This is a genomic window from Paracoccus denitrificans, from assembly GCF_900100045.1.
GTDB classification, from domain to species: domain Bacteria; phylum Pseudomonadota; class Alphaproteobacteria; order Rhodobacterales; family Rhodobacteraceae; genus Paracoccus; species Paracoccus denitrificans.
This window is the reverse complement of the sequence record NZ_FNEA01000009.1, coordinates 175,070-189,594: the sequence shown is the minus strand read 5'-3', so window position 1 is coordinate 189,594 and position 14,525 is coordinate 175,070. Positions and strand designations below refer to the sequence as shown.

At 66.9% G+C, this 14,525-nt stretch carries 17 protein-coding genes; 14 read left to right on the top strand and 3 right to left on the bottom strand.

The window, feature by feature from the left end:
* From BLT64_RS10135 to BLT64_RS10100, 8 genes are all read left to right on the top strand, one after another.
* Positions 1–1,023: DNA methyltransferase (locus BLT64_RS10135; RefSeq protein WP_139171636.1), on the top strand; the 1,023-nt coding region annotated here is incomplete at its 5' end.
* Positions 1,020–1,439: a hypothetical protein gene (locus BLT64_RS10130; protein ID WP_011746687.1), complete on the top strand. Its 420-nt coding sequence runs from the start codon at positions 1,020–1,022 to the stop codon at positions 1,437–1,439. The genes BLT64_RS10135 and BLT64_RS10130, both read left to right, overlap by 4 nt.
* Complete coding sequence (locus BLT64_RS10125) at positions 1,436–2,341, top strand: hypothetical protein (RefSeq protein ID WP_011746686.1); 906 nt, start codon at positions 1,436–1,438, stop codon at positions 2,339–2,341. The genes BLT64_RS10130 and BLT64_RS10125 overlap by 4 nt, the downstream gene beginning before the upstream one ends.
* Entirely contained in the window at positions 2,341–2,547 is a 207-nt protein-coding gene (locus BLT64_RS10120) for a hypothetical protein (protein WP_041529723.1), read from the top strand. Before BLT64_RS10125 ends, BLT64_RS10120 begins: the two co-directional genes overlap by 1 nt.
* Positions 2,537–2,980: a hypothetical protein gene (locus BLT64_RS10115; RefSeq protein ID WP_011746685.1), complete on the top strand. Its 444-nt coding sequence runs from the start codon at positions 2,537–2,539 to the stop codon at positions 2,978–2,980. The genes BLT64_RS10120 and BLT64_RS10115 overlap by 11 nt, the downstream gene beginning before the upstream one ends.
* Entirely contained in the window at positions 2,977–3,705 is a 729-nt protein-coding gene (locus BLT64_RS10110; RefSeq protein ID WP_011746684.1) for a hypothetical protein, read from the top strand. The genes BLT64_RS10115 and BLT64_RS10110 overlap by 4 nt, the downstream gene beginning before the upstream one ends.
* Positions 3,706–3,748: 43 nt before the next feature.
* Positions 3,749–4,057 (top strand): hypothetical protein, encoded by a 309-nt coding sequence (locus BLT64_RS10105; RefSeq protein WP_041529722.1) that lies wholly within the window; start codon positions 3,749–3,751, stop codon positions 4,055–4,057.
* A 198-nt stretch (positions 4,058–4,255) separates the two neighbouring features.
* Positions 4,256–5,326, top strand: a complete 1,071-nt coding sequence (locus tag BLT64_RS10100) for a tyrosine-type recombinase/integrase (RefSeq protein WP_011746682.1) — start codon at positions 4,256–4,258, stop codon at positions 5,324–5,326.
* A gap of 389 nt (positions 5,327–5,715) precedes the next feature.
* On the opposite strand, the gene ychF is transcribed toward BLT64_RS10100, so the two are convergent.
* A complete protein-coding gene (gene ychF, locus BLT64_RS10095; RefSeq protein ID WP_011746681.1) occupies positions 5,716–6,813 on the bottom strand; it encodes a redox-regulated ATPase YchF in 1,098 nt (365 codons plus the stop codon).
* 129 nt (positions 6,814–6,942) lie between these two features.
* On the opposite strand from ychF, the gene trpA reads away from it, so the two are divergent.
* The 4 genes from trpA (at position 6,943) to BLT64_RS10075 (ending at position 10,863) form a co-directional block, all read left to right on the top strand.
* A complete protein-coding gene (gene trpA / locus BLT64_RS10090) occupies positions 6,943–7,740 on the top strand; it encodes a tryptophan synthase subunit alpha (RefSeq protein ID WP_011746680.1) in 798 nt (265 codons plus the stop codon).
* A gap of 113 nt (positions 7,741–7,853) precedes the next feature.
* A complete protein-coding gene (locus BLT64_RS10085; RefSeq protein ID WP_011746679.1) occupies positions 7,854–8,471 on the top strand; it encodes a glutathione S-transferase family protein in 618 nt (205 codons plus the stop codon).
* A gap of 12 nt (positions 8,472–8,483) precedes the next feature.
* A complete protein-coding gene (locus tag BLT64_RS10080; protein WP_011746678.1) occupies positions 8,484–10,013 on the top strand; it encodes a VOC family protein in 1,530 nt (509 codons plus the stop codon).
* Between the two features lie 256 nt (positions 10,014–10,269).
* Positions 10,270–10,863, top strand: coding sequence for an NADPH-dependent FMN reductase (locus BLT64_RS10075; protein WP_011746677.1), 594 nt, complete (start codon positions 10,270–10,272; stop codon positions 10,861–10,863).
* Between the two features lie 31 nt (positions 10,864–10,894).
* Here the strand turns inward: BLT64_RS10075 and BLT64_RS10070 are convergent, their stop codons facing one another.
* Together BLT64_RS10070 and BLT64_RS10065 are read right to left on the bottom strand one after the other, a co-directional pair.
* Complete coding sequence (locus tag BLT64_RS10070; protein ID WP_011746676.1) at positions 10,895–11,296, bottom strand: DUF1801 domain-containing protein; 402 nt, start codon at positions 11,294–11,296, stop codon at positions 10,895–10,897.
* Between the two features lie 152 nt (positions 11,297–11,448).
* Entirely contained in the window at positions 11,449–12,393 is a 945-nt protein-coding gene (locus BLT64_RS10065; protein ID WP_011746675.1) for a ring-cleaving dioxygenase, read from the bottom strand.
* A gap of 119 nt (positions 12,394–12,512) precedes the next feature.
* Here BLT64_RS10065 and BLT64_RS10060 point away from each other — a divergent pair, with 119 nt between their 5' ends.
* A complete protein-coding gene (locus tag BLT64_RS10060; protein ID WP_011746674.1) occupies positions 12,513–13,487 on the top strand; it encodes a LysR family transcriptional regulator in 975 nt (324 codons plus the stop codon).
* An 11-nt stretch (positions 13,488–13,498) separates the two neighbouring features.
* Positions 13,499–14,518 carry an LLM class flavin-dependent oxidoreductase gene (locus tag BLT64_RS10055; protein ID WP_041530047.1) on the top strand — a complete coding sequence of 340 codons (1,020 nt, stop codon included), beginning with the start codon at positions 13,499–13,501 and terminating at the stop codon, positions 14,516–14,518.
* Positions 14,519–14,525: the final 7 nt, after the last annotated feature.

The following is a 14,525-nucleotide window of genomic DNA, read 5'->3' as shown; positions in this document are numbered from 1 at the left end:
ACCGACGACGATCCGCATTTCTGGCAGCAGATGGGGTTCCTGATCCCCGAGCTGCTGCGCGTGCTGGAGCCGGGCCGGATCTGCGCGATCCACGTCAAGGACCGGATCATCCCCGGTGGCATCAACGGCTTCGGTTTCCAGACCCTATCGACCCTGCACATGGATTGCGTGCGCGAGTTCCAGCGCCACGGCTGGGCCTATCTCGGTATGAAGACCATCACGACCGATGTCGTGCGCGAGAACAACCAGACCTATCGCCTGGGCTGGTCGGAACAGTGCAAGGACGGCAGCCGCATGGGCTGCGGCGTGCCGGAATACCTGCTGATCTTCCGCCGGCCGCCCAGTGACACCAGCAACGGCTACGCCGACCGGCCGGTGAAGAAGGCCAAGAAGGAATGGGACCCCGAGGCCAAGGACTGGCGCAACGAGGGCGGCTATAGCCGCGCCCGCTGGCAGATCGATGCCCACGGCTACATGCGGTCGAATGGCGACCGGACCCTGCTGCCCGAGGAACTGGAGGGGCTGGACGCCGACCAGGTCTACAAGGTCTGGAAAGCCTACAACCTCCAGCAGGTTTACGATTTCGAGCATCACGTCCGAATCGGCGAAGCGCTGGAGAAGAAGGGCCGGCTGCCGCCGACCTTCATGCTCCTGCCACCGCATAGCGCGCATCCCGACGTGTGGACCGATGTCGCGCGCATGATGACCATCAACGCCGAGCAGGCGCGCAAGGGCAACGAGATGCACCTGTGCCCGCTGCAATACGACATCGTCGACCGGGCCATCGCCCAGTTCACCGAGCGCGGAGAATGGGTCTACGACCCGTTCGGCGGGCTCATGACCGTGCCGTTCCGCGCCGTGAAACTCGGCCGCAAGGGCATCGGGGTCGAACTGAACAAGGGCTATTGGCTCGACGGCTGCAAATACGTCGAGGCCGCCTCGCGCGAGGCCGGCATGCCCAGCCTCTTCGACCTCCTCGACGCCGATCAACCCGAAAACCAGAAACTGCGGAGGACCGCGTGAAAACCATCGAACAACTGACGGCCAGCGAGACGGCCTGGTATTCCTCGAATGACACGGAGGTCTGGCACGGCGGTCCCTATGCCACGCGCGAAGAGGCCGAGGATGGCGCCAAGGCCGAGGAGCATGAATGGATCATGCGAGCCACTAAATGGCCCGTCCGGGTGTCGGAATTCTTCAGCCAGGGCTGTTTCTTCGAGGCAGCCGAGGAATCCCTCTATGACCAGTGCGACGAGGATGGATCGCCGATCCTGGATTTCACGCCCGCCATCAACCTCGACCTGCAATCCCGCGTCCGCGCCGCAATCGACGAATGGCAGGTCGCGCATCAGCTTTCCCCGATGCCCTGGCGGTTCAGCGGCAGCGATGAGCCCGAGATCGCGGCCTGGGCGAAAGCCGCGGAAGGCGGTGACGCATGACCAGCGACATCGTTTCTGTTGAGATTGGCCGCAGCACCTGGCAGGGCCCGGCCGAGGAAGCACCGCAGCGGGCAGAGCCCATCACCCAAGGCGATCTTGTCTCTGCTCTGGAGCAGATCGAGATTCTGACCGCCACCGGCTCGGGGCTGGACCCGGACACGACGATGCATATCCACTTGCTCGCGGGCATCGGCCGGGCAACGCATGATCCCTATGCGTGGTATAGCCGCGCCGACCTCTGCGCCTCGGGCCAGCAGGTGCGGGCGCTGATGGATGCTGCGCAGACGATCTTGGATCGGGGATATGTGTCTCAATCCATCGCGGAAGAGAAGCCGGATCACGATGCCTTGCGTGACGCCCTCGCCGCCCTGACGCCAGCCCCGCAGCCCGAGGGGCCCCCCGACGATCTGGCAGTTGACCGCTTTGCCGCCGCCATGAAAGCGAAGCTGGCGAAGAAGCGTACCGAAGGCCGTGGCGGCTGGGATCGCAAGGACGAATGCAGCGCCGAGCTGCTGTCCCGACTGCTGCGCGAACATGTCGAAAAAGGCGATCCGGTCGATGTCGGCAACCTCGCCATGATGCTGCATCAGCGCGGCGAGCGGATCGTGCCGGGTGGCGAAGCGAAAAGCATCGCCCCGCAGCCCGAGGGAGAGGCGGTGCCGAAATGCGTCGCCTGTGAAGATAGCCCGAAGCCCCCTAATGTCCCTTGCGCAGTCTGTGGTGCCCACCCGGCCCAGCCCGGCGAGACGGTCGCGGCGGTAGAACGGGCTTTTGCCGATATCCGTGAACTGAATATGTTGGACCGCGATGAGAACGGGCACCGCTGGGCCAACTCCGACCTGATCGACCAGACCGTGACATCTGGGCTGATCGCCCTGCGCGCCCTGAAAGGCGGTGCGTGATGGCTGACCGCATCCTCCCCATCATCCACCGCGGCATCGTGATCCGCCAGGCCGAGGTGCCGGGCGCGCCCTATGAATGGACGCACGAGGAGACCGATGCCCACGGCATGGCGCTGACGCTGGCCGACGCCAAGCGGCAGATCAATACCCACCTAGGCGGGGATGATCCGCTTTGCCGCCCGGAGGAGGATAGCCATGCAGGTTAACCGCTACCTGGAAGACAAGGCCATGGATCGCATCGACCATGCGCTGGGGCGGCCGGTCAATCCGCTGGCCCAGACATACCGGGACCATTTCGCGGCGTCGGTCGGGAGCCGGGCCGCCGAGGAAATGGCAGCATCGCCGCATTGGCGCGCCGGCGGAAGCGATGGCAAGCTGCAATGGTTCTTCGTCACGCGCGCAGGTCAGGAGGCGCTACGCGACCACCTGCGCAAGATCGGCGATCAGCATCGGCTCTATGTCGTGATCTGGGACGGCATGGAAATGCCCTGTGTCGCGACCAGCCCCAGCAAAGCCCGATACAGCAAGTGGCTGGACGTCACCGATGGCTTCTGCGAGGTCAGCTTCAAGGACTTCTGCCGAGCGGCGCGCGTCCGTCTTGCTGTTGGCGGCGGCGGGGCTGCGGAGGGCTGGGCATGACGGCAGCGCTACGCGTCGGCGTCCTGTGCGAGACCTCGGGCACCATGCGTCGGGCCTTCGCTGCCCTCGGTCATGATGCCACATCCGTTGACCGCCTGCCGGCCGAGGACGGCAGCAACCATCACATCGTCGGCGACGTGCGGGACTACCTCGACTATGGCTGGGACCTGCTGATCGTCTGCCACCCGCCCTGCACGCGCCTGTGCAACAGCGGCGTGCGCTGGCTGTCGGACCCGCCGAAGAACCCGCCCGACGACGCAACCCCGGCCGAGAAGGTGGCATGGCCGATCCTGCCGCGCGAAGCGCGATTGGCCATCATGTGGCGGCTGCTGGACGAAGGCGCCGAACTGTTCGCTGCCTGCTGGCAGGCTCCGGTGGCGCGCGTGGCGGTCGAAAACCCGGTCATGCACAAGCACGGCCGCGCCCGGATGCCGGCGGATTTGCCCAAGCCCCAGATCGTCCAGCCCTGGTGGTTTGACGAGCCGGCCTTCAAGGCGACGGGCTTCTACCTGCGCGGCCTGCCGCCGCTGACCGCCACGAAGCGGCTGATCCCGCCATCGGCCGCGACCGAGCCGGAGCGGCACAAAGCATGGTCGGCGATCCACCGCGCGAGCCCGGGCCCCGACCGATGGAAAATCCGCAGCAGGACCTTCGATGGCATCGCCCGCGCCTGCGCCGAGCAATGGGGCGGATACGCCCTGGACCAGATCAGAAGGATGGCGTGATGGGCCATCAGACGATGAACGAAACTGACACGAGAGGTTGAAAATGAACAACTCCGAAGGACGCCTAGGGGAATTCGAGCGGCATCTGACCGGCGGATTTGAGCACGGGAAGCTGATGTTCCTGGAAAATAGCGATCCGAGCATAGGCACCGAGCTGGTCATGTTTTTCATGGACGTCGAATATGATCCTGTTCGGGTCACGTTCGACCCGGAAGGTATGGCCAGCATCCATTCCGATGGTCACAACTGGCACATGCTTTCAGCCGACCAGCTCATGATGCTTTCCGACATGTGCGAGGAGGCGGTGAGAATGTGGGAGAAATGGGATGAAGAGCACCAGGACGATGGATGATCCCGCCGTTCCCGAAGATCTCCTCACGACAGACGAGGCGCTGGAGTTCCTGCGGCGCAGGAAGATATTCACCAGCCGCACAGGCCTTGACAGGGCCTATCATGAGGGCAGGCTGGCGCGGGTGGCCGCGCGCGGCCGCGTCAGAATCCTTTACCGGCCCAGAGACCTTCTGGACGCCTTCCTGATCGGTGAACAGAAATGCCTCTCAAGCTCATCAAGCGTGGTGAAATCTGGTATATCCGCGGCACCGTCGCTGGACAGCGCGTTTACGAAAGCACTCGAATTGGCGACAAGCGCCAGGCGGAAATCCTCCGCGCGCGACGCGAAGCCGAGATCATCGAACGTCGTGCATATGGCAAGGCCGTAACCTATACCTTCGCCGAGGCCGCGCTGGCCTATATGGAATCGGGTGGCGAGGGGAAGTATCTGGCGCGGATCATCAAGCACTTCGGCCCGCGCTGGCGCCTGGTCGATACCGACAACGATGCGGTCAGCCGCGCGGCGGCCGCGCTCTACCCGGATGCGGGCCCGGCGACGATCAATCGCCAGCTCATCACACCGATCAGCGCCGTCTACCGGCTGGCAGCCGAGGATGGCAAGGTTCCAGATCGCAGGTTCAGGCGCCGCAAGGAGCCCAGGACCCGGTTGCGCTGGTTGACACCGGAGGAGGTCGAGGCCCTGCTGGCGGCCTGCGACAGGCGGCTCCTGCCAATCGTGGCGTTCCTGCTCGGGACAGGCTGCCGGACCGGCGAGGCATTGGGGCTGACCGTGCAGCACCTGCATCTCGACACCTGCGAGGCCTATGTCGGCGTGACCAAGAACGGCGACGGCAAGATGGTCCAATACCCCGGCAGGACGCGCCGCATCATGGTCGCCAGCGGACTACCCGAGGCCGGCGCGGTGTTTCGCACGCCGAAGGGCAAGCCCTATCGCCTCACCAATTCCAGCGGATCGCGCCTCGGCGGTCAGATCAAGGGCGCATTCGACAAGGCGCGGGATGCAGCCGGACTCGGCGAGGATGTGACCCCGCACACGCTGCGCCACACCTTTGCGACCTGGCACTATGCGGTCAACCGTGACCTGATCCTGCTGATGGAACGCGGCGGCTGGCGCAAGCCGGATATGGCGATCGGCTACACCAAGCTCGCGCCCGCAGACCTGCCGCGTCGGCTGTTCGAGCACGGATGGGACTTTCGTGCAAACTACGTGCATGACGCTGCATTGCCCGATGATTTCGGGAAGAAAATCAAGATCATGCGGGAAGCTTAAGGAAACTTAGCAGGGGTGTGCCTTCGACCACTCGGCCACGTCTCCGCTGCGGGGTCTAGCAGGCGACAGGCAGGAAAAACAAGGGCAAATCGCACGGGCCAGGCGGTTTGACGAAAATTCGCCGCACCCCGCAAAAAGACGGGTCAAGGCAGGTCGGGCAGCCCCCTCCACGGCTCGCCCCGCTCGCAGGCGCGGGGCGCAACCGTCGCGCCCGGACCACGGCGCATAAGGGGCATCAGACAGCGCGGCGCCGGGCCACGAGGACCGCATATCCGCCGCGCAGGACAGGCCCCGGACGCTTTGCGGCACCGGCGCCTTATCCGTTGCGCGAAAGGGCCGCGGCGCTGCGGCACAGCCGCCCTTTCCAGCCACCGAAAACGGTAGTGAAATCAGGCGTTGAACAGGAAATGCAGCACGTCGCCGTCCTGCACCTCATAGGACTTGCCCTCGACGCGGAACTTGCCGGCCTCGCGCGCGCCGGCCTCGCCCTTGTAGGTGACGTAGTCGTCATAGGCGATGGTCTCGGCGCGGATGAAGCCGCGCTCGAAATCGCCGTGGATCACGCCCGCCGCCGCCGGGGCCAGCGTGCCCTTATGGATGGTCCAGGCGCGGGCCTCCTTGGGGCCGACGGTGAAATAGGTCTCAAGACCCAGAAGCTTGTAGCCCTCGCGGATCAGCCGGTCGAGGCCCGCCTCGTGCAGGCCCATCTCCTCGAGGAACATGTCGGCTTCCTCGGCGGGAAGCTGGCTGATCTCCTCCTCGATCTTGGCGGAGATCACCACATGGCCGGCGCCCTGCTCGGCCGCCATCTGCGCCACGCGCTCGGACTGGCTGTTGCCGGTGGCGGCCTTGTCTTCCTCGACATTGCAGACGAACAGGACAGGCTTGGCGGTCAGCAGTTGCAGCATGTCCCAGGCTTTCCGATCCTCGTCCGCGACCTGCACGGTGCGGGCGGGCTTGCCGGATTCCAGAGCGGCCTGCGCGGCTTTCAGCAGCTTTTCCTGTGCCACCGCCTCCTTGTCGCCGCCCTTCAGCTTGCGCTGGATGTTGGCCAGCCGGCGTTCGATGGATTCGAGGTCGGCGATCATCAGCTCGGTCTCGATGGTCTCGGCATCGGCGATGGGGTCGACGCGGCCCTCGACATGGGTCACGTCGCCGTCCTCGAAACAGCGCAGGACATGGGCGATGGCATCGACCTCGCGGATATTGGCCAGGAACTGGTTGCCCAGCCCCTCGCCCTTGCTCGCGCCCTTCACCAGGCCGGCGATATCGACGAAGGTGATGCGGGTCGGGATGATCTGCTTGGACCCGGCGATCCCGGCCAGCTTGTCCAGCCGCGGGTCGGGCACGGCGACCTCGCCCACGTTCGGCTCGATGGTGCAGAAGGGGAAGTTCGCGGCCTGCGCGGCAGCGGTTTTCGTCAACGCGTTGAACAGCGTCGACTTGCCCACGTTCGGCAGGCCGACGATCCCCATGCGAAAGCCCATGATGCACCCCTTTTCCCCGGATTTTCGCGCTTATTATGGGGCGATGACGCCCAAGTCCAGTGGCGGGCCGTTGATCTTGCCCCTCAAGCCGGGCTAGGGCTGGGCGGTCATGAAGGAGATCCGGGGCGCATGAGCAGAATCGACGACACTTTCGCGCGGCTGTCCGAGACGGGCGGCAAGGCCTTCGTCGCCTATATGATGGGCTGCGACCCGGATTTCGACACCTCGCTGCAGATCATGCGCGGCCTGCCCGGCGCGGGCGTGGACATCATCGAACTGGGCATGCCCTTCACCGACCCGATGGCCGACGGCGCCACCATCCAGGCGGCGGGCCAGCGCGCGCTGGCGGCCGGCGGCAGCGTCAGCAGGGTGCTGGACATGGTGCGCGCCTTTCGCCGGGACGACGATGCCACCCCCATCGTGCTGATGGGCTATTACAACCCGATCTATGCCCGGCAGGGCGGCGTGGACCGCTTCATCACCGAGGCGGTCGAGGCCGGCGTGGACGGGCTGATCGTCGTCGACCTGCCGCCCGAAGAGGATGCCGAGCTGTGCCTGCCGGCACGCGAGGCCGGGCTGAACTTCATCCGCCTGGCAACGCCGACGACCGACGACCGGCGCCTGCCTGCGGTGGTGCGCAATACCAGCGGCTTCGTCTATTACGTCTCGGTCACCGGCATCACCGGCGGGCCCGCAGCCAATGCCGCAGAGGTCGCGCCAGAGGTCGCCCGCATCCGCGCCGCCGCCAAGCTGCCGGTCGTCGTCGGCTTCGGCATATCGACGCCGGAGGCAGCGCAGGCCGTGGCGGGCGTCGCCGATGGCTGCGTCGTGGGCAGTGCCATCGTCAAGCTGATCGGCGAGGGCCGCCCGGTGCCCGAGATCCTGTCCTTCGTCGCAGACCTGGCCCAGGGCGCGCACAGCGCCTGAACCGATCCTCCGCCCGGCGCGTTCGATGATGCAGAACGCCGCGTTCCAGCCATCGCCGGTTGGGGAAACGCGGTGCGACGCTATCTTGGACGCATCGCAAACCGGAGGATTTCATGCCCACCCTGTTCTACCATGCCGGCGCCTGCTCGCTCGCGCCCCATATCGTGCTGGAATGGACCCAGGCGCCCTATGAGGCCGTGGCGGTCGAATTCGGCTCGGCCGAGCTTCTGGCCGTGAACCCGGCGGGTGCCGTCCCGGTGCTGCGCGAGGATGACGGCTGGATCCTGACCCAGGCGGGCGCGATCCTGCACCATCTGGCGCGCAAGCACCCCGAGGCCGACCTGGGTGGCGGCGACGACCTGCGGGCGCAGGCCGAGCTTGATCGCTGGTCGAGCTTCTTCACCGGCGACCTGCATCCGGCCTTCTTTCCGCTGTTCACGCCGCAGCGCTATACCACCAGCCGCGACAAGGCCGACCGCGAGGCCGTGCAGGAGGCCGGGCGCAAGCTGGTCCGCAAGCGGCTGGCGCTGCTGGACGCGCATCTGGATGGTCGCGACTGGATCCTGGGCCGCCGCTCGGTGATCGACGCCTATGCCTTTCCGATGCTGCGTTGGGCCGCAAAACTGCTGCCCGAGGGGACCCAGGGCTGGGCCAATGTGCAGGCCCTGCATGATCGCATCGCGGCCGATCCGGCCGTGCAAACCGTCCTTGCCCGCGAAGAGGGCGCATAAGGAGACAGACCCATGCCCACCGGCATCCATCACGTCACCGGCATTACCCGCCGGGTGCAGGCCAATGTCGATTTCTACGCCGGCTTCCTGGGCCTGCGTCTGGTCAAGCGCACGGGCGGGTTCGAGGATGCCGAACAATTGCACCTGTTCTATGGCGACGCGCTCGGCTCGCCCGGCTCTCTCGTCACCTTCCTGGTGTGGGAGGACGGGGCGCCGGGCCGGGTCGGCCATGGCCAGGTGGCGGAAATCGCGCTGGCCGTGCCGCCCGAAAGCATCGGCGACTGGCTGACCCGCGCCATGACCGCCCGCGTGCCGGTCGAGGGGCCGCTGCGCGAGCGGGGCGAAACCGTGCTGCGGCTGAAGGACCCCGACGGCGTCACCGTCAAGCTGGTGGGGGTGGACCTGCCCGCGACGGCGCCCCTGCCCGATCCCATCGCGCCGACGCGGCTGCGCGGCGCGACCATCCTGACCGAGCAGCCGCAGGCGACGCGCGATTTCCTGGCCCGTTTCGGCTATCGCCCCGGTGCGGCCGAAGGCGCGGTGCAGCGCATGGAATCCGACACGGATACCGTCGACATCCGCGACGCGACCGGATTCTTTCCGGGCATTCCCGGCACCGGCATCCTGGATCACGTCGCCTTCCGCGCGCCGGATGCCGATGCGGTGCGCCGGATGCGGCTGGAGTTGAAGGATACCGACGCGACCACCGTGCACGACCGGAAATATTTCCTGTCGCTTTATGTGCGCGAGCCGGCGGGAACGCTGCTCGAATATGCCACCGACGCCCCCGGCTTTACCCTGGACGAGGCGCCGGAGCACCTGGGCGAGACGCTGTTCGTTCCGCCCCATGACGCGGCCCGCGCCGACGACCTGCGCGTGATCCTGCCGCAATTCGCCCTGCCGGGCGAGGAAAGGAGCCCGATGCGCGAGCTGCATTTCATCCACCGCTTCCACCGACCGGAGAGCCCGGACGGCAGCACCATCGTCCTTTTGCACGGCACCGGCGGCAACGAATCCGACCTGATGCCGTTGGCCCATCGCATGGCGCCGAACGCCACGCTGCTGGGCGTCCGCGGCCGCTCGACCGAAGAGGGCATCAACCGCTGGTTCCGCCGCCATGACGCCGTGACCTATGACCAGGACGACATCCGCGCCGAGACCGAGGCCTTTGCCGGCTTCATCGACGAAGCCGCGCGGGCCTACGCCTTGGACCCCGGGGCGCTGACCTATCTGGGCTATTCCAACGGCGCGAACCTGCTGGGGGCGGCCATGCAACTGCATCCGGGCCTGATCGGCCGCGCGGTGCTGCTGCGCGCCGTGCAGGTGCTGGAGGAACCGCCGGCGTTGGACGCGCAGGCCCTGGCCGGCAGCCGGGTGCTGATGCTGACCGGCGCCCGCGATCCCTTCGCCCGCATGGCCCCGGCGCTGGAGCGCGCGTTGCGCGACGGCGGTGCGGCGCTGGAGGCGAGGGTCATCGAGGCCGGGCATGAGCTTCAGCCCGAGGATCTGACGCTGGCCGCCGGCTGGCTGGCCCACGACTGACGCCGGGTCCAGGCAGTCAAGGTCGCGCCTGTCCGAACTGCCGCATGAGTATTTGTGGAACAGAGAAGCCGGAGAGGCGGGTCGCAAGGCCCGCCTTTCCTTTTCCGCGGCCCGGGCCAGCCGTTTCCGATTTTCGAACGCGGCTTCCGATTCCGGTTGGCTTGTCCGAAGGCCCCGCAAGGGCCAGTTTGAGGCCACGATATTCAACCAAGAGGGCCACGACCGGCCCGCAGGACCATCACGAAGGACCAGACCCATGACCAGGAAACCGCATATCGCCATCATCATCGGCTCGACCCGCGCCGCGCGCTTTGCCGACAAGCCCGCAGCCTGGCTGCTGGAAAACGCGCAAAAGCGCGACGACATGAGCTTCGAACTGGTGGACCTGCGCGATTACGACCTGCCGCTGTTCGACGAGGTCGCCTCGAACCTGTGGGTGCCGTCGCAGGACCCGCGCGCGATAAAATGGCAGCAGAAGCTGGCCGAGTTCGACGGTTATGTCTTCGTGACCTCGGAATACAACCATTCGATCAGCGGCTCGCTGAAGAACGCGCTGGACCAGGCCTACAAGGAATGGAACCACAAGCCGGCGGCGGCCATGGGCTATGGCGGCGTCGGCGCCGCCCGCGCCATCGAGCATCTGCGCGGCATCGCGGTCGAATTGCAGATGGTCCCGCTGCGCAACGCCGTGCATCTGGGCGGCGGCGACTTCTTCAAGGTCTCGCCGCTGGGCGCCAATGGAGAGATGGCCGAGGTCGAGGCCAACCTGCTGCCCTCGCTGAACGCCATGCTGGACGAACTGCTCTGGTGGGCCGAGGCGACCATGGCACAGCGCGCGAAAACCGCCTGAAGCGATCGGATCAGTCAGTTGGAAGGGGCGGTCACTTCGATCGCCCCTTTTTCCTGGCCCGGTTCAGCGCCACGGCGGCGCGGATCAGCGCCTTGAGCGCCTCGGCCTTGATCCGCTCTCCCTCGCGCAGGTCGATGGCGCGGCGGGTGTTGCCCTCAAGGCTGGCGTTGAACAGGCCCGAGGGATCCTCCAGCGCCGCGCCCTTGGCGAAGGTCATCTTGACCACCTGGCTGTAGGTCTCGCCGGTGCAGAGGATGCCGTCATGCGACCAGACCGGCACGCCGCGCCATTTCCATTCCTCGACCACCTCGGGATCGGCCTCGTGGATCAGGGCGCGCAGCCGCGCCAGCGTTTCGCCGCGCCAGTTGCCCAGTTCCCTGATCCGCGCATCGATCAGTTCCGAGGCAGGCGTTCCCTTTTCCGACTGGCTCATGCCGCATCGCTCCGTTCCGTCCTGTCGCGGCAAGGAGCATGGGGCGAAACCCCCGATGCGGCAACAGGGCCGCCAGAGGCAGGCGGTTTCCCGCGTGCATGAAAAGGGCCGCCGGATCGCTCCGGCGGCCTTGTTTCGTCAGGGGGTGCGGTTCAGTCCAGCGGCTTCAGCCGCGCCTCGATCTGCGCGCGCTGCCCTTCCAGGAAGGGCGGCAGGGACAGCGTCTCGCCCAGGCTCTCCAGCGGTTCGTCCACGGCAAAGCCGGGTTCATCGCTGGCGATCTCGAACAGGTTGCCGCCCGGCTCGCGGAAATAGAGCGAGCGGAAATAATAGCGCTCGACCTCGCCCGAACTGGGGACGCGCATCTCGTTCAGCCGCCTGGCCCAATCGTGGATGGCGGGCTTGTCCGGCACGCGGAAGGCGACGTGATGCACCCCGCCCGCGCCTTGCCGCGCCACGGCAAGGTCGGGCTGGACCGCGACATGCAATTCCGCCGAAGGACCACCCTGCCCCATCTCGTAGACATGGACGGTGCCGTGCCCGTCGGGGCTGGCATAGTCGCGGACCTTGCGCATGCCCATCACATGGGTCAGCACGATCTCGGTCGGCGCCAGGTCCGGCACCGAGATGGTGATCGGCCCCAGCCCGTGGATCTGGTGCTGCGCCGGCACCGGGCTTTTTTCCCAAGGCGCGGTCACCGCATCCTGCGCGTCTTCGGTCAGGCGGAAACGCTGGCCTTCGGGGTCCTCGAAGTCGAGGCTGGCGCGGGTGTCGATCTCGGCGACCCGCCCCAGGGTCAGGCCGCGATCCGCAAGCCGGCCGGCCCAATAGTCAAGGCTGTCGCCCGCGACCCGCAGCCCGGTGCGGCTGATCGAATGCGTCCCGCGCCGTTCCGGCGCCGCCGGCCAGTCGAAAAAGGTCAGGTCGGTGCCGGGACGGGCCAACCCGTCGGCATAGAACAGGTGATAGGCGCTGGTGTCGTCCTGGTTGACGGTCTTCTTGACCAGCCGCAGCCCCAGCGTATCGGTATAGAACCGCTTGTTGCCGGGCGCGTCGGCGGTGATCGCCGTCAGGTGGTGAATTCCGGTCAGCTCCATGATGGGCCTCCTTTCTCTTGGCACCAATATCGGGCATCGCGGCCGTTTCCGCCACCGGAGCGACTGCGAACATCGCGTTCGGCCATTGCGAACGATGCGGGACCGGGTAAGCTTGCGCCATGCGCTATGACCTGAACGATCTGGAAACCTTCCTGACGGTGATGGAGCTGGGCACCGTCACCGCCGCCGCCGCACGGCTGAACCTGTCGAAATCCGTGGTCAGCAAGCGGATCACCGACCTGGAGGCCACGTTGGGCGCGGCGCTGTTTCGCCGCAATGCCGGCCGCATCACGCCGACCGAGGCGGCGCTGCGCCTGGCCGAGCGGCTGCGCCCGGCGCTGGCGGAACTCATCGCGGCCGCCGAAAGCACAGCCTGGGACATGGACGGGCTGGCACCCCTGCGCGGCAGCCTGTCCGTCGCCGCGCCGATGAGCTTCGGCGTGCTGCATCTGGGGCCGATCATCGCCCGCTTCGCCGCCCAGAACCCCGAGCTGGAGATCAGCGTCGACTACGACGACCGCAGCCGCGACCTGGCGCGCGAAGGCTTCGACATCGGCATCCGCATCGGCAAGATGCGCGACAAGGCGCTGATGCAGCGCAAGCTGTGCGAGGATGCAAGCATCGCCTGCGCCAGCCCCGCCTATCTGGATCGCAAGGGCCGCCCGCAGACGCTTGCCGACCTGCGCGAGCATGAGGTGATCGGCTACAGCCACCTGCCGAACAGCCAGCTCTGGCAATTCCAGGACCGCGACCGCTTCGTCTCGCCCTTCGTGCAGGGGCGGCTGTCGATGAACAATGGCGAGGCGATCCGCGACATGACCATCGAGGGGCTGGGACTGGCCATGCTGCCCGGCTTCGTCGTCGCCCCGGCGCTGGCCGACGGGCGGCTGGAGCGGGTGCTGCCCGGCTTCGGCACAAGGCCGCTGCCCATCGTCGCGGTCTGGCCGCCGGTCCAGCCGATGCCGGCCAAGCTGCGCCGCTTCATCGACCATCTGGCAGTGGAACTGAGCAGCCCGGCATGGCAGGCCGGCTGGGTATCCGCGCGCCGCGACCCCATATCCCAGGAACCCACAACCCCAAAGGTCGCCCCGTGAAGAAGATTGGCGTGAAGAAGATCGGTTTCCTGTCCTTCGGCCATTGGTCGGACGAGCCCGCCTCGCAGGCCCGCAGCGCCCAGGACACGCTGCTGCAATCCATCGAGCTGGCCGTCGCGGCCGAGGAACTGGGCGCGGACGGCGCCTATTTCCGCGTGCATCATTATGCGCGCCAGCTGGCCTCGCCCTTTCCGCTGCTGGCCGCGGTGGGCGCGCGCACCCAGCGCATCGAGATCGGCACCGCCGTCATCGACATGCGCTATGAAAACCCGCTGTATATGGCCGAGGATGCCGGGGCGGCCGACCTGATCTCGCAGGGGCGGCTGCAGCTTGGCATCTCGCGCGGCTCGCCCGAGCAGGTGATCGAGGGCTGGCGCTATTTCGGCTATACCCCGGCCGAGGAGGAAAGCGACGCCGACATGGCCCGGCGCCATGCCGAGGTGTTCCTGAACGTGATCGAGGGGCACGGCTTCGCCCGGCCGAACCCGCGCCCGATGTTTCCGAACCCGCCGGGCCTTCTGCGGATCGAGCCGCATTCGCCGGGCCTGCGCGAGCGGATCTGGTGGGGCGCCGCCTCGAACGACACCGCCCGCTGGGCGGCGCAGCTGGGCATGCATCTGCAAAGCTCGACGCTCAAGACGGACGAGAACGGCAAGCCCTTCCACGTCCAGCAGGCCGAGCAGATCCGCGCCTATCGCGAGGCCTGGGCGGCGGCTGGGCATGAGCGCGAGCCGAGGGTCTCGGTCAGCCGCTCGATCTTTCCGCTGATGGACGACCGCGACCGGATGTATTTCGGCCGCGGCGGCAAGGAAGCCGATCAGATCGGCTTTATCGAGGAAACCCGCTCGATCTTCGGCCGCGGCTATACTGCCGAACCGGACCGGCTGATCGAAGAGTTGCGCGAGGACGAGGCCATCGCCGAGGCCGACACCCTGCTGCTGACCGTGCCGAACCAGTTGGGCGTCGATTACAACGCCCATGTGATCGAGGCAGTGCTGAGCCACGTCGCCCCCGCGCTCGGCTGGCGCTGAGCGCAGC